Source organism: uncultured Enterovirga sp. (assembly GCF_964242715.1).
GTDB lineage: Bacteria > Pseudomonadota > Alphaproteobacteria > Rhizobiales > Beijerinckiaceae > Enterovirga.
The window spans coordinates 44,095-65,789 of sequence record NZ_CAXTAZ010000007.1 but is presented as its reverse complement, the minus strand read 5'-3'; the positions used below and the strand labels follow the sequence as shown (position 1 = coordinate 65,789).

The 21,695-nt window shown below is 67.7% G+C and carries 22 protein-coding genes; 7 read left to right on the top strand and 15 right to left on the bottom strand.

Annotated elements, in window-relative coordinates:
• Positions 1-5: 5 nt before the first annotated feature.
• The 6 genes from ACFE87_RS05725 to ACFE87_RS05700 all read left to right on the top strand — a co-directional run bounded on the left by ACFE87_RS05725 (position 6) and on the right by ACFE87_RS05700 (position 6,595).
• Complete coding sequence (locus ACFE87_RS05725; RefSeq protein ID WP_375458654.1) at positions 6-1,283, top strand: cytochrome bc complex cytochrome b subunit; 1,278 nt, start codon at positions 6-8, stop codon at positions 1,281-1,283.
• A gap of 32 nt (positions 1,284-1,315) precedes the next feature.
• The gene (locus ACFE87_RS05720) at positions 1,316-2,215 is read left to right on the top strand and encodes a cytochrome c1 (RefSeq protein ID WP_375458707.1); all 900 of its coding nucleotides are present in this window, start codon (positions 1,316-1,318) and stop codon (positions 2,213-2,215) included.
• Positions 2,216-2,332: 117 nt separating this feature from the next.
• A complete protein-coding gene (locus tag ACFE87_RS05715; RefSeq protein ID WP_375458653.1) occupies positions 2,333-3,226 on the top strand; it encodes an S-methyl-5'-thioadenosine phosphorylase in 894 nt (297 codons plus the stop codon).
• An 85-nt stretch (positions 3,227-3,311) separates the two neighbouring features.
• On the top strand, positions 3,312-3,857 hold the full coding sequence (locus ACFE87_RS05710) for an adenine phosphoribosyltransferase (protein ID WP_375458652.1): 546 nt from the start codon (positions 3,312-3,314) through the stop codon (positions 3,855-3,857).
• A gap of 438 nt (positions 3,858-4,295) precedes the next feature.
• Entirely contained in the window at positions 4,296-5,408 is a 1,113-nt protein-coding gene (gene mtnA, locus ACFE87_RS05705; protein WP_375458651.1) for an S-methyl-5-thioribose-1-phosphate isomerase, read from the top strand.
• Positions 5,405-6,595 (top strand): adenylate/guanylate cyclase domain-containing protein, encoded by a 1,191-nt coding sequence (locus ACFE87_RS05700; RefSeq protein ID WP_375458650.1) that lies wholly within the window; start codon positions 5,405-5,407, stop codon positions 6,593-6,595. Before mtnA ends, ACFE87_RS05700 begins: the two co-directional genes overlap by 4 nt.
• Before the next feature lie 3 nt (positions 6,596-6,598).
• Here the strand turns inward: ACFE87_RS05700 and ychF are convergent, their stop codons facing one another.
• The 12 genes from ychF to acs form a co-directional block, all read right to left on the bottom strand.
• Positions 6,599-7,696: a redox-regulated ATPase YchF gene (gene ychF / locus ACFE87_RS05695; protein ID WP_375458649.1), complete on the bottom strand. Its 1,098-nt coding sequence runs from the start codon at positions 7,694-7,696 to the stop codon at positions 6,599-6,601.
• A 73-nt stretch (positions 7,697-7,769) separates the two neighbouring features.
• Positions 7,770-8,372, bottom strand: a complete 603-nt coding sequence (gene pth, locus ACFE87_RS05690; protein WP_375458648.1) for an aminoacyl-tRNA hydrolase — start codon at positions 8,370-8,372, stop codon at positions 7,770-7,772.
• Between the two features lie 39 nt (positions 8,373-8,411).
• Positions 8,412-9,056 (bottom strand): 50S ribosomal protein L25/general stress protein Ctc, encoded by a 645-nt coding sequence (locus ACFE87_RS05685; protein ID WP_375458647.1) that lies wholly within the window; start codon positions 9,054-9,056, stop codon positions 8,412-8,414.
• 172 nt (positions 9,057-9,228) lie between these two features.
• Positions 9,229-9,870 (bottom strand): 5,6-dimethylbenzimidazole synthase, encoded by a 642-nt coding sequence (gene bluB, locus ACFE87_RS05680; protein WP_375458646.1) that lies wholly within the window; start codon positions 9,868-9,870, stop codon positions 9,229-9,231.
• Between the two features lie 136 nt (positions 9,871-10,006).
• Complete coding sequence (locus tag ACFE87_RS05675) at positions 10,007-10,870, bottom strand: outer membrane protein (RefSeq protein WP_375458645.1); 864 nt, start codon at positions 10,868-10,870, stop codon at positions 10,007-10,009.
• A gap of 154 nt (positions 10,871-11,024) precedes the next feature.
• On the bottom strand, positions 11,025-12,365 hold the full coding sequence (gene glmM / locus ACFE87_RS05670; protein WP_375458706.1) for a phosphoglucosamine mutase: 1,341 nt from the start codon (positions 12,363-12,365) through the stop codon (positions 11,025-11,027).
• Between the two features lie 133 nt (positions 12,366-12,498).
• On the bottom strand, positions 12,499-13,593 hold the full coding sequence (locus ACFE87_RS05665) for an alanine racemase (RefSeq protein ID WP_375458644.1): 1,095 nt from the start codon (positions 13,591-13,593) through the stop codon (positions 12,499-12,501).
• Positions 13,594-13,603: 10 nt separating this feature from the next.
• On the bottom strand, positions 13,604-13,942 hold the full coding sequence (locus tag ACFE87_RS05660) for a hypothetical protein (protein WP_375458643.1): 339 nt from the start codon (positions 13,940-13,942) through the stop codon (positions 13,604-13,606).
• Positions 13,943-13,950: 8 nt separating this feature from the next.
• On the bottom strand, positions 13,951-14,190 hold the full coding sequence (locus ACFE87_RS05655; protein ID WP_375458642.1) for a hypothetical protein: 240 nt from the start codon (positions 14,188-14,190) through the stop codon (positions 13,951-13,953).
• Between the two features lie 153 nt (positions 14,191-14,343).
• A complete protein-coding gene (locus ACFE87_RS05650) occupies positions 14,344-15,777 on the bottom strand; it encodes an NAD-dependent succinate-semialdehyde dehydrogenase (protein WP_375458641.1) in 1,434 nt (477 codons plus the stop codon).
• 120 nt (positions 15,778-15,897) lie between these two features.
• A complete protein-coding gene (locus tag ACFE87_RS05645) occupies positions 15,898-16,929 on the bottom strand; it encodes a YeiH family protein (protein WP_375458640.1) in 1,032 nt (343 codons plus the stop codon).
• A gap of 133 nt (positions 16,930-17,062) precedes the next feature.
• Positions 17,063-19,060, bottom strand: a complete 1,998-nt coding sequence (acs, locus tag ACFE87_RS05640; protein WP_375458639.1) for an acetate--CoA ligase — start codon at positions 19,058-19,060, stop codon at positions 17,063-17,065.
• Positions 19,061-19,213: 153 nt separating this feature from the next.
• Here acs and ACFE87_RS05635 point away from each other — a divergent pair, with 153 nt between their 5' ends.
• On the top strand, positions 19,214-20,419 hold the full coding sequence (locus tag ACFE87_RS05635; RefSeq protein WP_375458638.1) for a Zn-dependent hydrolase: 1,206 nt from the start codon (positions 19,214-19,216) through the stop codon (positions 20,417-20,419).
• A 6-nt stretch (positions 20,420-20,425) separates the two neighbouring features.
• Here ACFE87_RS05635 and ACFE87_RS05630 read toward each other — a convergent pair whose 3' ends face one another.
• The 3 genes from ACFE87_RS05630 to ACFE87_RS05620 form a co-directional block, all read right to left on the bottom strand.
• On the bottom strand, positions 20,426-20,719 hold the full coding sequence (locus tag ACFE87_RS05630) for a hypothetical protein (protein ID WP_375458637.1): 294 nt from the start codon (positions 20,717-20,719) through the stop codon (positions 20,426-20,428).
• Positions 20,720-20,786: 67 nt separating this feature from the next.
• Entirely contained in the window at positions 20,787-21,197 is a 411-nt protein-coding gene (locus ACFE87_RS05625; protein WP_375458636.1) for a DUF1761 domain-containing protein, read from the bottom strand.
• A 26-nt stretch (positions 21,198-21,223) separates the two neighbouring features.
• A complete protein-coding gene (locus ACFE87_RS05620; RefSeq protein ID WP_375458635.1) occupies positions 21,224-21,637 on the bottom strand; it encodes an EVE domain-containing protein in 414 nt (137 codons plus the stop codon).
• Positions 21,638-21,695 lie beyond the last annotated feature (58 nt).

Here is a 21,695-nt window from a genome sequence, read left to right as displayed (position 1 = left end):
ACGTCATGAGCGAGCATGCCACCACCTACGTCCCGAAGAGCGCCTTCGCGAAGTGGTTCGAAAGTCGGCTGCCGATCGGCGGCCTCGTCCATTCGTCGTTCATCGCCTTCCCGGTTCCCCGCAACCTGACGTATTTCTGGACCTTCGGGGCCATTCTGATCTTCATGCTGGGCGTGCAGATCGTGACCGGCATCTGGCTCGCGATGCATTACGTGCCGGAGGCGACCAAGGCCTTCGATTCCGTCGAGCACATCATGCGCGACGTGAATTACGGGTGGCTGCTGCGCTACCTGCACGCCAACGGCGCCTCGATGTTCTTCATCGCGGTCTACATCCACATTTTCCGGGGCATGTATTACGGCTCCTACAAGGCGCCGCGCGAGATCCTCTGGATCCTTGGCGTGATCATCCTGTTGCTGATGATGGCGACTGCCTTCATGGGCTATGTCCTGCCCTGGGGCCAGATGTCCTTTTGGGGCGCGACCGTCATCACGAACCTGTTCTCGGCGATCCCGATCGTCGGCGACATGATCGTCTCGCTCCTCTGGGGCGGCTATTCGGTCGGCAACCCGACCCTGAACCGCTTCTTCGCCCTGCATTACCTGCTGCCTTTCATGATCGCGGGCGTCGTGGTCCTCCACGTCTGGGCCTTGCACGTGACGGGTCAGAACAACCCGACCGGCGTGCCGATCCAGTCCGGCCGCGACGCCGTGCCATTCACCCCCTACGCGACGATCAAGGACGTGTTCGCGACGATCATCTTCATGATGTTCTTCGCCTGGTGGGTGTTCTACGTGCCGAACTATCTCGGCCACGCCGATAATTACGTGCCCGCGAACCCGTCCGTGACCCCGGCCCATATCGTGCCCGAATGGTACTTCCTGCCCTTCTACGCGATCCTGCGCGCCATCCCGGACAAGCTCGGCGGCGTGCTCGCCATGGGCGGCGCAATCGTGATCCTGGCCTTTCTGCCCTGGCTCGACACCTCGCGGGTACGGTCAGCCAGCTACCGGCCGCTCTACCGGCAGTTCTTCTGGGTCTTCTGCATCGTCTGCGTGCTGCTCGGCTGGCTCGGCGCCAAGCCCCCGGAAGGTGGCTACGTGATCGCGGCCCGGATCTGCACGGCCTGGTACTTCCTGCACTTCCTCGTCGTCCTGCCTCTTCTCGGTTTGTTCGAAACGCCGAAGCCGTTGCCGTCCTCGATCTTGGAGACGGTGCTCGGTCGCAAGGGCGGAGCCGGTCTGCCGGCCGGCGCGACGGCCGAACCGTCGATCAAGGGCTGACCGTGACGCGCGTGGATCCGAGACATATGACGATGATACGAGCGTTCGCGGTCGCAGCGACCCTGGCCCTCGGTCTGGCGTGCAGCCCGATGGCCCGTGCGGCGGAAGAGACGCCGCAGCCGCCGCGCGAGAAATGGACCTTCTCCGGCATCACGGGCACCTTCGACAGGGCCCAACTTCAGCGCGGCTTCAAGGTGTACCGCGAATCCTGCCAGGGCTGCCACTGGCTCAAGATCCCGTTCCGGACGCTGGCCCAGAATGGCGGCCCGCAATTCTCGAACGCCCAGATCACGGCGCTCGCCGCCGAGTACAAGGTGCAGGACGGCCCGAACGATGCCGGCGAGATGTTCGAGCGGCCGGCCCGGCCCTCGGACACCATCCCCTGGAGCTTCCCGAACGAAAATGCGGCCGCGGTCGCGAATGGCGGCAAGGCGCCGCCGCAGATGCAGCTCCTCGCCAAGGCGCGCGGCTTCGAGCGCGGCTTCCCCTGGTTCGTCTTCGACGCGCTACCGTTCCTCGCCTACCAGGAGCACGGGGTCGACTACATCCGGGCGCTCCTGATGGGGTACGAGGATCCGCCGCAGGGATTCGAGGTGCCGGCGGGCGGCAACTACAACAAGTATTTCCCGGGCCACGTCATCGCCATGCCGAAGCCGCTTTCGGCTGACGGGCAGGTCGAATACCCGAAGGGGCCGGATGGCAAGTCGCCCGTCCCGGAGACGATCGATCAATATGCCCGCGACGTCTCGGCCTTCATGATGTGGGCGGCCGAGCCGAGCCTTGAGGCTCGCAAGCGCATCGGCTTCATGGTGCTGATCTTCCTCGCCGTCTTCGCCGCCGGCATGTGGTACGCGAAAAAGAAGGTCTGGGCGAAGGTCGGCGGCGAGGCCGAAGGCCTGCCCGGCACGGCACCGCTCGGGCCCACGGGCTGAGCCTTCTCTCCGTCATGCGCCATGGCCGGGCTTGTTCCGGCCACCCCCGATCATGTCGCGTCGCCGCTATGAGCGGGATGGCCGGAACAAGCCCGGCCATGACGAAGAGAGAGTGACATGACCCAGGCCATACTCGGCGTGATCGGCGGCTCCGGCGTCTATGACCTGCCGGGTCTTGAGGACGTTGCCGAGGAGCGGATCGCGTCTCCCTGGGGCGAGCCCTCCGACTTCCTCCGCATTGGCCGGATCGGCTCGACCAGAGTCGTGTTCCTGCCCAGGCACGGACGCGGGCACCGGCTGTCCCCCTCGGACATCAACTACCGGGCCAATATCGACGTCCTGAAACGGGCCGGCGTGACCGACCTGGTCGCGATCTCGGCTTGTGGCTCCTTCCGGGAGGAGCTGCCGCCCGGACGTTTCGTGCTCGTCGACCAATTCGTGGACAGGACCTGCCGGCGCGAAAGTTCCTTTTTCGGCGCGGGATGCGTCGCCCATGTCTCGATGGCGCATCCGGTCGGGCCCCGACTGCAGCAGCGCCTCGCCGAAGCGGCGGCGGCCGAGGGGATCGAGGTGCATCGCGGTGGCACCTATGTCTGCATGGAGGGGCCGCAATTCTCCTCGCTCGCGGAATCGCTGGCCTACCGGGCGGCGGGCTACGACGTCATCGGCATGACCAACATGCCGGAGGCGAAGCTCGCCCGCGAGGCCGAGATCACCTACGCGACCGTCGCCATGGTGACCGATTACGATTGCTGGCACCCGGCCCATGACGCGGTCGAGGTCTCGGACGTGATCGCGGTGGCGCGTGCCAATGCCGGGAACGCCGCCCGCCTCGTTGCGCGCGTCGCCCGCGACCTCCCGGCCGAGCGCGAGCCCTGCCCGGCCGGCTCGCACCGGGCGCTCGAACACGCCGTGATGACCGCGCCGGCCGCGCGCGATCCCGCCGTCGTCGCGAAGCTCGACGCCGTGGCCGGCCGGGTGCTGTCGCCCTCCCTTTCGTCGGTCGCCTGAACGGCTCCGCGGCCCCGATTTTGCGCGCCGCCCGCACGGTGCGGCCCCCAGTCGCCGGTCTATCCTCCCGGCCGAGAGAAATCGCATGAGCCAAGATGTGGTGAGAAGCCTTCGGGACATCGTCCGCACGATCCCGGATTATCCGAAGCCCGGTATCATGTTCCGGGACATCACGACCCTGCTCGGGGATGCCGGCGCCTTCCGGCGGGCGGTCGACGAACTCGTCCAGCCCTTCGCGGGCGGCAAGGCCGACAAGGTCGCCGGGATCGAGGCCCGCGGCTTCATCCTGGGCGGCGCGGTGGCGCATCAGCTCTCGGCCGGCTTCGTGCCGATCCGCAAGAAGGGCAAGCTTCCCCACACGACCGTGCAGGTCTCCTACCTGCTCGAATACGGCGAGGACGTGATCGAGATGCATGCCGACGCGCTCGTCCGGGGCGAGCGCGTCATCCTGGTCGACGACCTCATCGCGACCGGCGGCACGGCGGGCGCCGCGATCAAGCTGCTGCGCCAGATCGGCGCCGAGATCGTGGCCGCCTGTTTCGTCATCGACCTGCCCGAGCTGGGCGGTGCCGACAAGCTCCGGGCCGACGGCGTCGAGGTGCGCAGCCTGATCAGCTTCGAGGGGCATTGAGAGCCGGCGCGCGCGTGGTCCTGACTCGTTGCGTCCAGCCTGACAGAAGACTAGTTGCTGACGAGTTGGGAAAGAGTGCGTCATGCCCGATTGCCCGGTTCAAGATGCAAAGGCCCGCTTCGGCGACCGCTTCACCCGAAAGACGCTCAAGGACTTGCTTCTGGCCGAGGCACCTCGGACGGAGCTGTCCACGCCACCTCGCGGCGCTTTCCGGCGACGTCGGCCCGAGCCCTCGGCGTAGCGGGATGTACCTGCTCGGCGGCAAGTTCGTGTCGGAGTTACCCAGGCTGCGGCCGCACGGGGCGATCCTGGCCTGGATGGCGGCCCTAGTCACCCGGAACGTGCGCGATGTCCCGGCCCACGGCGCATCAACGCTCGATCGCTTCGCCCGGCCCCGGCCGTGAGCGGCCGGGAGCGCAACGGCGGTAGCAGAGTCCCATGAACGTCGCCGGCCAACCCCGTCGCACAATCTGGCTCGCCGACGACGGTCACACCGTCGAGGTGATCGACCAGACGCGGCTGCCTCACGACTTCGTCGTCCGGCCTCTCGCGACGCTCGACGATGCGGCCCTGGCCATCCGGACCATGGTGGTGCGGGGCGCGCCGCTGATCGGCGTCACGGCCGCCTACGGGGTCGCGCTCGCGATGCGGGAGGATGCCTCCGACGAGGGGATCGCGCATGCTGTCGACACGCTCGCCGCGACGCGGCCGACGGCCGTGAACCTGCGCTGGGCGCTGGACCGCATGGCGGCGGAGCTGCGCCGCCCCGAGGTGAACGACCGCGTGGCCGCCGCCGCCCGTCTCGCGGCCGAGATGGCCGAGGAAGACGTCGCGACCTGCCAGGCCATCGGCCGGCACGGCGCTGCCCTGATCCGGGCGGCGCACGAGCGAACCGGGCGAACCGTGAACGTCCTCACCCATTGCAACGCGGGCTGGCTCGCGGCCGTGGATTGGGGCACCGCGCTCGCGCCGGTCTACGTCGCCCATGACGAGGGCGTGCCCCTGCATGTCTGGGTCGACGAGACCCGGCCGCGGAACCAGGGCGCCGCGCTCACCGCGTTCGAGCTCGGCCAGCACGGCGTGCCCCACACGATCGTGGCCGACAATGCCGGCGGCCACCTCATGCAGCATGGCCGGGTCGACCTCTGCATCGTCGGCTCCGACCGGACCACGGCCACGGGCGACGTCGCGAACAAGATCGGCACCTATCTCAAGGCGCTGGCCGCGCATGACAACGGTGTGCCGTTCTATGCGGCGCTGCCTTCGTCGACGATCGATTGGGCGCTCGAGGACGGCGTGGCCGAGATCCCGATCGAGGAACGTGGCGCCGACGAAGTCACCCACATGACCGGCCGGAGCCAGACGGGCGAGATCGTGACCGTGCAGATCTCCGCCCCGGGCAGCCCTGCCGCGAACCCTGCCTTCGACGTGACGCCGGCCCGGCTCGTGACCGGCATCATCACCGAGCGCGGTGTCGCTCCGGCGAGCCGCGATGGACTCGCCGGCCTGTTCTCCGAACGGGGCGGCTCGACGCGGCCCGGCGGGTTTTGAGCGACCCCACCGACGGCCTCGTGGCCGAGATCCGGTCCTGGATCGTCGGCCAGGGGCTCCAGGGCGGCAGCCTGACCGAACTGCTGCAGGGCTTCGCCGAACGTCTCTCGGCCGGAGGCCTGTCTCTGTCGCGAGCGTATATGGCGCTCCCGACCATCAGCCCGGAATGGCGCGCCATCAACTTGACCTGGCGGCGCGGCGAAAACGCTGTTCGGGAGACGATCGAGCACGATCGTTTCCCGAATGACTTCGCCGGAAGTCCGGTGCAACACCTCCTCGAGAGCGGCAAGATGCGCCATCGCTGGCGGATCGCAGCCGAAGGCGGCACGGAAGGGTACCGTCTCCTGGAGGCGCTCCGGCAGGAGGGCCATACGGATTACGCGGCCCACATCGTCGCCTTCGGGGCGAGCGCGGTCTTCGCCGTCCAGGGCGTTGCCCTCACGGCCTGCAGCGACGCCCCGGAGGGTTTCGGCAACGATGACCTGGCCCTCCTGAACGAGCTCGTCCCGGTGCTCGCGCTCGCGGCCTACCGGCTTGCGCTGTTCGACATGACCGTGGACGTGCTCGGCGCCTATCTCGGCCACGATGCCGGGCTGCGCATCCTCAACGGCGAGACCCGGCGCGGAAAAGGCGAGAGCGTTCCGGCTGCCCTGATGATGGCCGACCTCGCCGGGTTCACGGCCGCCTCCGAAACGGGCGGGGAAGGGCTGATCGAGCGTCTCGGCGAGCATCTCGCGGCCATGGTCGAGCCCGTCGAACGGGAGGGCGGGGAGGTGTTGAAGTTCCTGGGAGACGGGATCCTGGCCGCCTTCCCGATCGATCTGTCTGCCGACCCGGAACTCGCCTGCGTCAAGGCGCTGAACGCCGCCTGCCGCGCGATCGCGGAGAACGACAAGGTCAATCGCCACCACCCCGATGCGCCGTCTCTCGCCCTCAAGGTCGGCCTGCATCGCGGCGAGGTCTTCTACGGCAATGTCGGCGCCGGAAGTCGGCTCGATTTCACGGTGATCGGGCCTGCCGTGAACGAGGCCGCGCGGCTCGAGACCCTGTGCGGGACCCTCGGCCACGCGATCCTGATGTCGGAGCCTTTCGCCCGCTCCTGCGGCCGCGCTACCGTGAGCCTCGGCCGCCATCGGCTTCGCGGCGTGGCCGAACTTCGCGAGATCTTCGCTCTGCCAGCAGGCTGAGGCTCAGTTCGCGAAGCGGAAATGCAGCACGTCGCCGTCCGCGACGAGGTAGTCCTTGCCCTCGAGCCGCAGCTTGCCGGCATCGCGGGCGCCGGCTTCGCCTTTCAGCGCGACGTAATCCGGGTAGGCGATCGTCTCGGCCCGGATGAAGCCCTTCTCGAAATCCGTGTGGATCACGCCGGCCGCCCGCGGAGCGCGCGTGCCCTTGGTGATCGTCCAGGCCCGGGCTTCCTTCGGCCCGACGGTGAAATAGGTGACGAGGCCGAGGAGGTCGTAGCCGGCTCGGATGACGCGGTTCAGCCCGGGCTCTTCCAGCCCGACCGCCTCGAGGAACTCGCGCTGCTCGGCGGGCGGCAGGACGGCGATTTCGCTCTCGATCTTGGCCGAGACGACGACGGCTCGCGCGCCTTCCCGGGCGGCGAGATCGAGCACCTTCGCGGAACGGGCGTTGCCGGCATCGGCCGCTCCCTCCTCGACATTGCAGACGTAGAGGACCGGCTTCGCGGTCAGGAGCCCGAGCGTGGCGAAGAGGCGCTCCTCCTCGGGTTTCCGGGCGACGAGCCGGGCCGGCCGGCCCTCCCGCAGGAGCACGAGCGAGCGCTGCACGAGGTCGAGGCTCTCCTTGGCCTCCTTGTCGCCGCCGCGGGAGCGTTTCTCGAGCGCGATCACCCGACGCTCGAGGCTGTCGAGATCGGCCAGCATCAGTTCGGTCTCGATCGTCTCGATGTCGGCCAGGGGATCGATCGCACCCTCGACGTGAGTGATGTCGTCATCCTCGAAGCAGCGCACCACGTGGGCGACCGCATCGAGCTCGCGGATCGTGGCCAGGAACTGGTTGCCGAGCCCCTCCCCCTTCGAGGCGCCGCGCACGAGCCCAGCGATATCCACGAAGGTGAGTCGCGTCGGGATGATCTCCTTCGAGGCCGCGATCGCGGCCAGCTGGTCGAGGCGCGGGTCCGGCACCGCAACTTCGCCCACATTCGGCTCGATCGTGCAGAAGGGATAATTGGCGGCCTGCGCGGCCGCCGTCTGCGTCAGCGCGTTGAACAGCGTCGACTTGCCGACATTCGGCAGCCCGACGATCCCGCATTTGAAACCCATGATCCCACCCTATCCCGACGGCGGCGCTGTGGCCGGCGTCAAAGCTGAATTGCCGTCTCGGCCCCGGCGGGCCTCACTTGGCCTCGCGCTTCGCCTCGCCCCAGCCTCTCGCCTCCATGGCGAGGTGGACCTTGTTCTGAAAGCCCGGATCGTCGCCGGCGGCGAGCAGGACGGCATGGTCGGCCACCGCACGGAGAAGATCGTCGAGCCAGGGCTGTTCGTCCGTCGCGAAGTCCCGCAGCACGTAGCCGTGGACCAGGTCCTTGTGGCCCGGATGACCGATGCCGATCCGCACGCGCCGATATTCGTTGCCGCACAGCGCCGTGATCGACCGGAGGCCGTTATGGCCGGCATTGCCGCCGCCCGTCTTCACCCGCAGCTTGCCGGGCGCGAGATCGAGTTCGTCATGGAAGACGACGGTATCGGCCGGCGTGAGCTTGAAGAAGCGCTGCGCCTCCCCGACCGCCCGGCCGGAATCGTTCATGAAGGTCTCGGGCTTGAGCAGCACGACCTTCTCACCGCCGAGCAATGCCTCGCCCGCCTGACCCTGGAAGCGTCGGCGCCAGGGCTGGGCGGCATGGGCACGGGCGATCGCGTCCACGGCCATGAAGCCGACATTGTGCCGGTTGCCACCGTAGCGGGAACCGGGATTTCCGAGGCCGACGAAGAGCCGCATGGAGAGGCGCAGGTCGGGCCGGGCAAAGCCCGGCGCCGATCAGCCCTCCTTGGCGGCTTCCGATTCCGCCTTGGCGGCTTCGCTGACGGCGGCTTCCTCGGCCTCGACCTCGGCACCGAGACCGGCCGGCGTCGCGATCGTCGCGATGGTGAAGTCGCGGTCGATGGTGGTGGTGACGCCGTCGGGCAACTTCACGCTCGAGATATGGACCGAATCACCGATGTCGAGCCCGGCGAGGTCGACCTCGACCGATTCCGGAATGGCATCGGCCGGGGCTTCGAGCTCGATCGTGTGGCGCACGATGTTGAGCACGCCGCCGCGCTTGATCCCGGGCGCCGTGTCGCCGTTCAGGAAGTGCACGGGCACTTCGACCGTCAGCGTCTGGCCCGCGGTCACGCGCAGGAAGTCGACATGCATCGGCATGTCCTTGACGGGATCGAGGTGATAATCGCGCGGGATGACGCGCGTCTTGCGGCCATCGACGTCGACCTCGAAGATCGTCGTCAGAAAATGTCCGGCGAAGATCAGCCGACGCATCTCGTTGGCGTCGAGCGCCACGGGAGCCGGCGCAGCGCCGCCCCCGTAGATCACCGCCGGTATCTGGCCGCCTCGACGCACGGCCCGGGCGGCCCCCTTGCCGACCCGGTCACGCGCCACGGCCCTGAGTTCCTTCACAGCACTCATGGCATCTCTCCGAAAATTCGAAGGCCGCCCTCGAGGGCGGCCTGTCCGTCGGCTGGCCGGACCTCTCGTCCGGCCACGCACGGCATGCGACCTCCAAGGGTGTCGCTCTGCCCGATGGCGAGGCTATAGACGCAAAGAGCCGGATTAGGCAATTCCCGCCGTCCAGGTCGGCTCAGCGCCTCAAGACCTTGCCGGCCGTCAGGCGACGCTGCTCCCAGCCGGCCCGTTCGAGAAGGGGGGCATCCTCGTCGCGGGCCGGATAGCCGATGCAGAGATAGGCGACGAGCCGCCACGTCTCCGGCACATCGAGCGCGGCCTGCACGATCCCGGGTTCCAGAATGGAGACCCATCCGACGCCGATCCCGGCGGCCCGCGCCGCAAGCCAGAGCGTGTGCACGGCCATTACGGCGGAATAGTCCAGGGTCTCGGGCATGGTGGCCCGGCCGAGGCCGTGACCCTGCAGCGTCTCGCGCTCGGCGAAGATCGCCAGCTGGCAAGGGGCGTCGTCGAGCCCGGCCAGTTTCAGTGCCGCATAGAGCGGTGCGAGATCGGCGGGCTGGGCCGCCAGGGCCGCCTCGTTCGAACGAAAAAAACTATCCCGGATCGCGCGGCGGCGCTCGGCATCGTCGACGACGACGAAGCGCCAGGGTTCGCTGAGCCCAACCGACGGTGCGAGACAGGCGATTCCGATGAGGCGATCGAGCGCGCCGCTCTCGAGCGGTTCGCGCCGGAAGGACCGTACATCCCGGCGCCAGACGAAGAGGTCCTCCAGACGCCGCTGGAAGGCCGCGTCGAAATCGGGAATGTCGCTCATCCCTCGCCTCTCCGCGAGGCCCGGCAGACTGGTGCCGCGGCATCCGTATCAGCGGGTGGCCGAAACGGGAACGGCGCGGGTCTGATCCCGCGCCGTCTCGTCGGGCCCGGCGGAAGCCGGGCCGTCATGGTCTCGCTCAGTAGCGGCGGACGAGAGGGGCCGGCTCGTAGGCCGGGCCCGCCGAGGTGCCGCCGAGCGCCCAGCGCATGCCGAGCTTCACGTCGTGGGATTCCAGGTCCTTGATCTTCAGGCCCTGGTAGACCTGGCCGCAGAGGCAATCGATCACGCCGGTCCGGATGCTGCCGAAGTTGAGGTAGCGATAGGCGAGTTCGAGTTTCACGTTCTGGGTCACGTCATACGAGAGACCCGCGTGAAGGGCCCAGGCGAAATCGCCCTTGTCCTTGTCGCGGAAGGTTCCGCCGCTGACGCCGACCCCGAAGGCCGGGTTGGCATAGACGTTGAGGGTCGAGGTCTCGAAGTTGTTTAGCCAGTGATAGGCGTAGCCGACGCCGCCACCGATGAACGGGGTGATCCCGTGCCAGGTGCCGAGGTCGATATAGGCGTTCGCCAGGAAAACGCCGGCCGAATAATCGCCCTTCGACTTTTCGTTCGAGATGATCAGGTTGCCGAACCCGTCGAAGAACACGTCCCGATCGCGGACCTTGATCCCCGTCGAGAAGCGATATTCACCGGTGATGTCGGCCCGGAACCAGCTGTTGAACTGGTAGCCGACACCGCCGCCGGCGAAGGAGCCCGAACCGAAATCCTCGCCGAAATAGACGGAGGTCGGGAATTCGGGATTCTTGAACTTGGAGCCCTCGTACTTGCTGACGCCGACATCGCCGCGCAGGTACCAGCCGCCCCCGAAATCTTCGGAGATCGACTCAACCGCCGGCATCGGCGGGGGAGGAGGCAGGAGATCAGCCGAACGCGCCGTCGTGATCGACGTCGCGACTGCGAGAAATCCCGCCAGAGTAGCGTAGACTTTCAAGCTGCCCATGGCAGGGTCCCTCAGTTGTTGCGCCGCCGAATCGGTCAGCGGCGCGGCGTTGACTGAGAGACCTTTGCAGAGGAGGGTTAAACGGGACTTAACCTTACCGATTAACCTTCAGTCCGTGCGACGGGGCGGAACTGCCTCGCATGTGCTTGACGGGCTAGGCAGCCGCACGGGTGACGGCGTCCACCACATCGTCCACGACGGAGCTGACGAGCGCGCGATCGTCTCCCTCCGCCATGACCCGGATCACGGGCTCGGTGCCCGACGGCCGGATGACGAGGCGGCCCGCATTGCCGAGCCGGGCGCGCCCAGCCGCGATCGCGACGACGACCGCATCGGCCGCGAGCGGCTGACCCGCCCCGTAGCGCACGTTCCGGAGGATCTGCGGCAGCGGCTCGAAGCAGTGGCAGACCTCGGAGACGGGCTTGTCCAGCCGCTTCACCACGGAGAGGAGCTGCAGCGCCGCGATCAGGCCGTCGCCCGTCGTCATGAAATCGGACAGGATGATGTGTCCGGACTGCTCGCCGCCGAGATTGTAGCCGTGCTCGCGCATATGCTCGAGCACGTAGCGGTCGCCGACCGCCGTCCGGATGAGGTCGAGACCGAGCGTGCCCAGGAAGCGCTCGAGGCCGAGATTGGACATGATGGTCGCGACCACGCCCGGCTGGGTCAGCCGGCCGTCCTGCAGCCAGGAGCGCGCCACGACGGCCATGAGCTGGTCGCCGTCGACGAGCCGGCCCTTCTCGTCCACGATGATGACCCGGTCGGCATCGCCGTCGAGCGCGATGCCGATATCGGCGCGCCGCTCCCTCACCTTTGCGACGAGCGCGCTCGGCGCCGTCGAGCCAACATCGCGGTTGATGTTGAACCCGTCCGGCTCGACCCCGATCGCGATCACGTCGGCGCCGAGTTCCCAGAGCGTCTCGGGAGCCACCTTGTAGGCGGCGCCGTTCGCGCAATCGACGACGACACGCAGGCCTTCGAGATCGAGCTGTCGGGGCAAGGTGCGCTTGGCGAATTCGATGTAGCGCGCATGCACGGATTCGATCCGCTTCGCGCGGCCGAGCGCCTCGGACTTCGCGAGACGCGCGGACAGGTTCGTGTCGAGGAGCTCTTCGATCGCCAACTCGGTCTCATCCGACAGCTTGAAACCGTCAGGCCCGAAGATCTTGATGCCGTTATCCTCATACGGGTTGTGCGAGGCCGAGATCATCACGCCGAGATCGCAGCGCAGCGACCGGGTCAGCATGGCGACCGCAGGAGTCGGCATCGGGCCGAGTTGAAGGACATCCATCCCGACCGAGGTGAAGCCGGCAATGAGCGCGGTCTCGATCATGTAGCCCGACAGCCGCGTGTCCTTGCCGATCACCACCCGATGGCGGTAATTTCCGCGCTGGAACTGCAGCCCGGCTGCCTGGCCAATCTTGAGCGCGAGTTCAGGCGTGATGATCTCGTTCGCCCGGCCGCGGACTCCGTCGGTCCCGAAGTATTTTCTCACATTCGCCCCCTTGGACCTACCCGGCGCCGCTCGGGGCGGCAGGATGTGGGCAGGCGTCATCCTGTAATGCTACTCGGCGCCGGTTCACAGAGCGTCGAAAATCTCGGTTGACGATCTCTGCCTGTCAGCCTCGTCAGCTGATCCGACCTCGTGCCGCGACCGGAATCTCGCCCACGATCATGCCGCCGCGGGTGGCGACGAGACGGTCCATCAGGTTCACGACGACGCAGACATGGTTCGGGACCACCCGGACAACGTCGCCAACCTTGGGCGGTGCGGCGCAGCCGGACAGGTCGAGGAAGCCGTGCTCCTCCGCGAAGGCGTGAATCCGGGCCTCGGGATATTCGAGGATCAGGCCGAACCCGTCGAGCTTGCCGGTATCCGAGGAGAGCGTCTTCGAGCCCGCGTCGAGAATACCCCTGGTCGGCCCGCCCCGGCTCACCACGGTCGCAACGACCGTCAGCGCGCAATCCTCGAGGGTCGCCGCGCCCGCTGCCACCATCATGCGGTCGTTGAAGACGTAGGTGCCGGCCCGATGTTCCGTCGTCCCGTCGATCCTGCCGAGATCGGCGAGATTAGGGGTCCCGCCGGTCGAGACGATGCGGGGCGGCGGCAAGCCAAGATCGCGCGACCCGGCTCCGGCCTCGTCGAGGAAGCGTTGGGTCACGGCAACGCCGCCCTCGGGCGGATAGAGCAGGAAACCCGCGAATTCGAGATGGCCCGCGTCGCGGATCGCTCGGGCGATCTCCACCGCTTCCGGCGCGCTCTCCACGCCTGCCCGCCTGCGACCGGTGTCGCATTCGATCACGACCGGCAGCGTGCGGCCTGCGGATCGGGCGGCGCTCGCGGCCGCCGCCACCGCGACCGGGTTGTCGACGCTCGCGATCGGCTGCGCGCGCTCCATCAGTCGGGCAAGCCGGGCGATCTTCTCGTCGCCGATGATGTTGTAGCTGATCAGGATGTCGGTGAACCCGGCCTCCGCGAAGATCTCGGCTTCGCCGAGCTTCTGGCAGGTGATCCCGGCCGCGCCGGCCTCGCGCTGCATCGCGGCGAAGACGGGGCTCTTGTGGGTCTTGATATGGGGCCGGTTCGCGATGCCGGCCTCGCGGCAGCGACCCTGCAGCCGGGCGATGTTGGCCTCAACCCGGTCGAGATCGACCACGGCGCAGGGCGTGCCGAACTCGCGGGCGACGGTCTGGGCGAGACGACAGGTCGAAAGCGGATCCATTCGGCTGACCTCACAAGCCAAGAATGATCCTGAGCTTTCCGAACGAAAGGACCGTCCCGATCAAAGCTCCGATCGTGGTTACAACCGTTATGATGAAGCCCTTGCTCGGGAGATGAGCGACTCGGGTCTCAAGACGAGCCAGCCTCTGAAGTAAGTCGGTCAGCTCCTTTTCGTTTGGCAGCGAGCGGAAACGCTCGTCCATTCGAACAGACGATGCGGTTAGCGCCTTCGTCTCCGCCTCAACAGCTGCGAGGCGCTCCCGAGCAGACGTATCGCTGAGTTTCGTCTCGATAGTTGAGAGACGCGACTCAAGCACGATCGCGTCAATTGAGAAAGCCGACTCAGGCATGGCAAACCTTAAGCAGCCTCAGCATCAAGGACACGTAGGGCTTCCCGAAGCGCATTTCGCGCTTCATCAATTGCTTTCTTCCGAATGGTGCTCTCAGGTTGATCGCCCGGGCTTGTGATTGGCACGTTGATACTGATAAATGCGTGCGTTGCTTTTCCCACAACAGGCTCACCTTGCCTGATCAGGGCAATCGTCGCCTGATCTTGGATCAGATCGACGTTGATATTGTTGACCTTCATCTCACTCATGCGAGCCGCCTCGTGATCACGCCGCTCAGCCTAACACACAACAGGCGTTCCCAACTATGTTCCGGCTCAGAACGGGCGGCCGACACGCCGCCCCGGTCCGATCGCACTGCGCGCCTCGAGAGAAGCGGGCGACAGCAGCAGTGAATTCGACCCTCACGCCCGCGCCTGGCTCACGAATTTCGAGTTGAGATAGGCCTCGATCGCCTCGGACCCGCCCTCGCTGCCATAGCCCGAATCCTTGACCCCGCCGAACGGGACCTCGGGAAGGGCGAGGCCGTGATGGTTGATCGACACCATGCCGGATTCGATCTGCGAGGCCGCCCGCTCGGCCGTGATCGTGGAGCGGGTATAGGCGTAGGCGGCCAGCCCGTAGGGAAGCCGGTTCGCCTCGTCGAGCGCCTCGTCGTCCTCCGAGAAGCCCCGGATCGCGGCGATCGGCCCAAAAGGCTCCTCGTTCATGATCCGAGCCGTCAGCGGGACATTCGTAAGCACGGTCGGCTCGAAGAAATAGCCTTGGTTCCCGATGCGGCTGCCGCCGGTCCGGATCTCCGCGCCCGCGTCGCGGGCATCCTGAACGAAGCCCTCGATCGCCGTGACGCGGCGATCATGCGCGAGCGGACCCATCCGGGTCTCGGGGTCGAGCCCGTCGCCGACCTTGAGCTTCTTGGAGGCCGCCGTGAACTTCTCGGTGAAATCCTCGAGGATGGATTCATGAACCAGGAACCGCGTCGGAGACACGCAGACCTGACCGGCATTGCGGAACTTGTTCGCGGCCAGCACGCTCGCGGCCTTGCCGACATCGGCGTCTCGGAACACGATCGCGGGGGCGTGGCCGCCGAGTTCCATCGTGACCCGCTTCATGTGCTGCCCGGCGAGTCCGGCGAGTTGTTTGCCGATCGCCGTCGAGCCCGTGAAGGTCACCTTGCGGATGATCGGATGCGGGATCAGGTAGCTCGAAATCTCGGCCGGGCTGCCGAAGACGAGCCCGAGCACGTCGCCCGGAATGCCGGCGTCGAGGTAAGCCTGGATCAGCGCCGCGCAGCTCGCGGGCGTCTCCTCGGGCCCTTTCAGGATCACCGAGCAACCGGTCGCGAGCGACGCCGAGACCTTCCGGACCGCCTGGTTGATCGGAAAATTCCAGGGCGTGAAGGCAGCGACCGGCCCGACCGGCTCGCGGACCACGAACTGCATGACGCCGTCCATGCGGGCCGGAATCACGCGCCCATAGGCGCGGCGTCCCTCCTCGGCGAACCAGTCGATGACGTCGGCGGCGGCCAGCGTCTCGCCCTTGGATTCGGCGAGCGGCTTGCCCTGCTCGATCGTCATGGTGCGGGCGATCCCGTCGGCCCGTTCGCGGAGCAGGTCCGCGGCCTTGCGGAGGATCTTGGACCGCTCGTAGGCCGACACCGTCTTCCAGAGCTTGAACCCGCGATCGGCCGCTGCCAGCGCCTCGTCGAGATCGGCGATGCCGGCCTTCGGCAGCCGGCCGATCTCCTCGGCGGTCGCCGGGTTGATGATCGGGATGGTCTCGCCCGAACGGGCGGCGCGCCATTCTCCGGCGATATGCAGGCGGGTTTCTGGATACATGGTATTTCGCTCCGCTTGGGCTCCGCGGCCGCCCTTGGTCGCGCGCCTGCCTGGGCCTGAGGGCCCGGCCGTCTTCGCTGATTAGCCTATCCTTCTGCGCCGGTCCAAGCGCCAGGGCGCTCAGGCGATGTGCAGCACGCGCACGAGAAGGATGCTGATCGCGACGAGGAAGAGGAGCGATGCCGTCACGGAGGCGACCACCGCCGGCCCGACCTGCCCGAGGACCCGCACGTCCACGCCCAGTCCCAGGGCCGCCATCGAGATCACCGTCAAGAACCGGGCGACGAAGGTCACAGGTCCGACCACCGGATCGGGAATGAGCCCGAGCGAGCGGGCGCCCGCGAGAATCAGGAAGCCGATGATGAACCAGGGCACGAGTCGTCCGAAACCGGGCTTCCTGACCGGCCCCTCCGGCCTCACATCCGCGATGCGGGGCGCCAGGAACGCCATCGCGATCACGACCGGCCCGAGCATCAAGACGCGCACGAGCTTGACGACGGTTCCGACCTGAGTCGCGACCGGGCCGACCGGCACGGTCGCGGCGAGCACCTGCGGCACGGCGTAGACCGTGAGACCGGCGACGACCCCGTATTGCGTCTCGCTCAGCGCCGTCAGCGGGATCAGCAGCGGCAGAGCCAGAACCACGATCACGCCGAGGATCGCCGTGAAGGCGACGGCGGAGGCGACCTCGTCGGATTTGGCGCCGATCACCGGGGCGACGGCCGCGATCGCCGAGTTGCCGCAGATCGCGTTGCCGCAGGCGATCAGCACGGCCATCCGGCGCGGCAAGCCGAGGAGGCGGCTGACCCCGTAGCTCGCCACGATCACGACGGCGACGGTGGCCGCGATCCCGACGAGAAGGCCGAGACCGGCGGACGCGATCAGTCCGAAGGACACCGACGCGCCGAGCAGGAAGACCGCCACCTCCAGCAGCGTCTTCGCCGAATAGGCGATCCCCTCGCGCCACGGCGCAGACGGCATCCAGAAGGTGCGTATCAGCGTCCCGAGCAGGATCGCGAGGACCAGCGCCTCGACATAGGGGTGCCCGAACACGGCCTCCTCCGCGCGCTGAAGCGCGATCGAGAGGAGCGTCACGCCCGTGCAGAGGAGGATGCCCGGGGCGAGACGGGTGGTGGCGCCGGACAGGTTCATGGGCCAGGCCGGCTTATCGGGGTGACTTGTCCGCGTCGAGACGGATCGTCTCCAGGCAACCGCTTCCAGGGTCGATTTTTCCCCCTTGTCGCTCCTCAGCTTGCGCGCCCCTTCCGGCTTGGCTCTGCAATCCTTAGCCTCCGGCTGCCCGTTCCGGCGTCCTCGCCCGGTTCTGCCGGTTCTCGACGAGGTCGTCGACCACGGCCGGGTCGGCCAGCGTCGAGGTGTCGCCGAGTGCGGAAAACTCGCCCTCGGCGATCTTGCGCAGAATGCGCCGCATGATCTTGCCGGAGCGCGTCTTGGGCAGGCCGGGCGCGAACTGGATGAGGTCGGGCGAGGCGATCGGGCCGATTTCCTTTCGCACCCACCCGACGAGTTCCTTGCGGAGTTCGTCGGAGGACTCCTCGCCGGCCATCAAGGTCACGTAGGCGTAGATGCCCTGGCCCTTGATGTCGTGCGGGTAGCCGACGACGGCCGCCTCGGACACCTTGGGATGGGCGACGAGGGCCGATTCCACCTCGGCCGTGCCCATGCGATGGCCCGAGACGTTGATCACGTCGTCGACCCGGCCGGTGATCCAATAATAGCCGTCGGCGTCGCGCCGGCAGCCGTCGCCGGTGAAATACTTGCCGGGATAGGCCGAGAAATACGTCTCGACGAAGCGCTGGTGGTCACCGAAGACGGTGCGCATCTGGCCGGGCCAGCTCTCCGCGATGACGAGATTGCCCTGGCCGGCGCCCTCCAGCACCTGACCCTCCGCGTCCACGATCTGCGGCACGATGCCGAAGAAGGGCCGGGTCGCCGAGCCCGGCTTCAGCCGCGTGGCGCCCGGAAGCGGCGTGATCATGATGCCGCCGGTCTCGGTCTGCCACCAGGTATCGACGATCGGGCAGCGGCCGTTGCCGACCACCCGATGATACCATTCCCAGGCCTCCGGATTGATCGGCTCGCCGACCGAGCCGAGGAGCCGGAGCGAGGCCCGCGAGGTCCGTCGCACAGGCACCTCGCCCGCGCCCATCAGGGCCCGGATAGCGGTCGGAGCGGTGTAGAAGATGTTGACCTTGTGCTTGTCGATCACCTCCCAGAAGCGGGAGACGGACGGGTAGGTCGGGATGCCCTCGAACATCAGCGTGGTCGCGCCGTTCGCGAGCGGCCCGTAGAGGATGTAGCTGTGGCCCGTGACCCAGCCCACATCGGCCGTGCACCAGTAGATGTCTCCGTCGTGATAATCGAAGACGTATTGATGCGTCATCGAGGCATAGACGAGATAGCCGCCGGTCGTGTGCAGCACGCCCTTCGGCTTCCCGGTCGAGCCCGAGGTGTAGAGGATGAAGAGCGGGTCCTCCGCGTTCATCGGCTCGCACGGGCATTCGTCCGTGACCTGCTCGGCCGCCTCGTCGAGATAGACGTCCCGGCCCGGCACCATCTCGACCGCACCGCCGGTCCGGCGCACGACCACGACGTGGTCGACCTCGCCCACCTTGGCGATGGCGGCATCGACATTGGCCTTGAGCGGCACGGCGCGGCCGCCCCGCAGTCCCTCGTCGGCCGTGATCACCATGCGGGAGCCGCAGCCCTGGATGCGGTCGGCCAGCGAATCCGGCGAGAAGCCGCCGAAGACCACCGAATGCACCGCGCCGAGCCGTGCGCAGGCCAGCATCGCGTAGGCGGCCTCGGGGACCATCGGCATGTAGATCGTGACGGTCGAGCCCTTCTCGACGCCGCGATTGCGGAGCACGTTCGCCATCCGGCACACCTCCGCATGCAGCTCGCGGTAGGTGATGCGCTTCGACTCGGACGGGTCGTCGCCCTCCCAGATGATCGCAACCTGGTCGCCGCGCTCCTCGAGATGCCGGTCGATGCAATTATGGGCGACGTTCGTGACACCATCCTCGAACCAGCCGATCGAGACCTCGCCCATCTCGGATAAGGGGCCGCCGAAGGAGGTGTTCTTCACCGTCGTGTAGGTCTCGAACCACTCGATGCGGTTGCCGTGCTCGAACCAGAACGCCTCGGGATCCGCAACCGAGGCCTCGTACATGGCCCGGTAGGTGGCATCGTCGACATAGGCGCGGGCGGCCCATTCGGGTGTCACCTCGTGCACATTCTGGCTATGGGTTGGGGTGTCCACCTGAGCCCTCCCTGTCCTGATCTCGGCCGTTCAACGGCTGCATTGCCGAGGGTGTACGAAAGCGGCTACCGACCGGCAAGGAGCGCCGCTTTCGACTTTGGCCTCCATCTCGACATCGCCGTAAGTGGCGCTCGATTTGCACGGCCAGCCATCATGCTCGATTTCCGATCCGACCGCGTCCTCTCCGACCTCCGTGAACTCGCCCGCTTCGGCGCCTACGAGACCGGCGTGCACCGTCCGACCTTCTCGGAGGAGGACATCGCGGCCCGGCGCTGGTTCGCCGCGAAGCTGACGGAGGCCGGGCTCGAGAGCTCGATCGACGGGATCGGCAATGTCTACGGCCTGTCGCCCGGACCGGGTCCGAAGATGCTGACCGGCTCGCATCTCGAGAGCCAGAATCATGCGGGCTGGCTCGACGGGGCGCTCGGCATGGTCTTCGCCCTCGAGGCCGCCCGCGCGATCGGCCGCGGCGTCGACGTCGCCGCCTGGTGTGACGAGGAGGGCCATTTCGGCTCTTTCATCGGCTCGCGCTCCTATACGGGCCTGCTCGACGAGGCGGAGATCGACGGGCTCGCGAACCGCTACGACGGCACGCCGCTCCGGGAGGCGCTCGCCCGGGCCGGGCTCGCCGGGGTTCCGCGCCGGCAGGTCGAGCCCGGACGGTACAGGGGCTTCGTCGAGGCGCATATCGAGCAGGGCGCCACGCTCGAAGGATCGGGACTGAAGATCGGCGTGGTGACGGCCATCGTCGCGATCTGGCAATTCCGCATCACGGCCGTTGGCGAGCAGAACCACGCCGGCACGACCTCGATGGCGCGCCGGCGCGATGCCGGACTCGCGCTCGTGCGGCTTCTCGGCGAGATCGACCGCCGCTTCCCGGAGATCGCCGGGCCGGCGACCGTCTGGACCACCGGGCGGATCACGCTGGAGCCGGGCGCCCCCTCGATTATCCCGGGCCGGGCCTCGCTCCTGTTCCAGTTCCGCGATGCCGATCCGGCGACGCTGGACCGGCTGGAGGCGGAGCTTCACCGGCTGGTCGCGGCCGCGAACGAGGCCGGTGCCTGCCCGATCGAGATCGAGATCCTGGGTCAGAGCCGGCCGGCCCTGATGGACGAGACGCTGCAGGGCCTGATCGACGGGGCTGCCAACGCCGTGCAGCCCGGTTGCGCCCTCCGCATGCCGAGCGGGGCCGGTCACGATGCGCAATATCTCGCCCGCGTGATGCCGGCCGCGATGCTGTTCGTGCCGTCGATCGGTGGGATCAGCCACCATTGGTCCGAGAACACGTCCGACGACGACATCGCCCTCGGGGCGCGGGTCTATTGCGAGGCGGTCGCGGCCGCGCTCGACGCCGGATAGGCTATCTCAACAGCCCTTGCAGATGCCCTTGCTGATCTGACGGTCGAGTTCGCGGCTCTTCCGGTCGAGCTCGGGCGTGAGCCCACTTCGGTTGTCGATCGGGGCATTGGGGGCGACGGCGGCGCCCGGCGGCTTCGTCTGGCCGGTGGCGGTCACGTTCCGGCCGGCCCCGCCGACGGGAGAAGGCGTTGGCCCCGCCGTCGAGGGCGAGCGGGCATCGACCCCGGAGGGTGCAGTCTGGCCTGTGGCGGCTGCGCTCGCGAGGCAGGCGGCGGCCACGATGATGGGAAGAAGGCGCATGAAGAGGCTCCGGTTGGGCTGAGAACGCGCGGAGGCGACGGCGGTTGCCTCCGCGTCGCGCGCCCTCTCAGGCGAGGCCGCCGACGATGAAGCCGATGACGAGCAGGACCACGAGCCAATGGCCGCCGTCGATCAGGCTCAGTTCCGGTTTCGCGGCCGTGTAGGCGTGGTTCACGCCGAGCGTGGTGGCCACGAAGCCGACCCAGGCCATGATGCCGATCGACATGCCGCCGGCCGCGCTCGTCATGCCGAGACGCGCCACCAGGATCGCGACCACCGTCGCCATCACGAGTTCGGCCGCGAAGGACAGGGCGAAGGGAAGGGGAGACGGCTTACCGGTCGCCCCGACGAGTTCGGCCCTGGTCTTGCCGAGCGCCCCGAGCCACGTCTCCGAGAAGACGCTGTACCAGACCGCTCCGAGGAGCCATGCCGCAACGGCCGCGATCGGGATCGAGAGGGTGCTCGCGAGACCTGACATCCTGTCCTCCTCCTGCCTATGACGCGTTAGAGGCCGCCGAGCTTGCGGACGACCCGCCATTCCTCGTCCGTGACAGGCTGGACGGAGAGCCTCGAATTCCGGATCAGCGCCATGTCGGCGAGTTCGGGCTGGGTCTTGACCATCTCGAGCGTGACGGGCTCGGCGAGCGGCTCGACCGCCTTCAGGTCGACCATGCCGAAGCGGCCGGTGGCATCGGACGGATCCGGGTAATAGGTCCGGATCACCTCGACGATGCCGACGACGGCCTTGCCCTCGTTCGAATGGTAGAAGAAGCCCTGCTCGCCGACCTCCATGGCCATGAGATGCAGCTTGGCGGAATGGTTGCGGACGCCGTTCCAGGGCGTGCCGGCAGCGCCGGCCGCGACCTGCCGGTCCCACGACCAGGACGACGGCTCCGACTTGAACAGCCAATGCGGCACGAAGGTCTCCCGCTCCCGAGCGAAGCATGCATCTTTCCGGTCGCGGCTCAACGCCCGG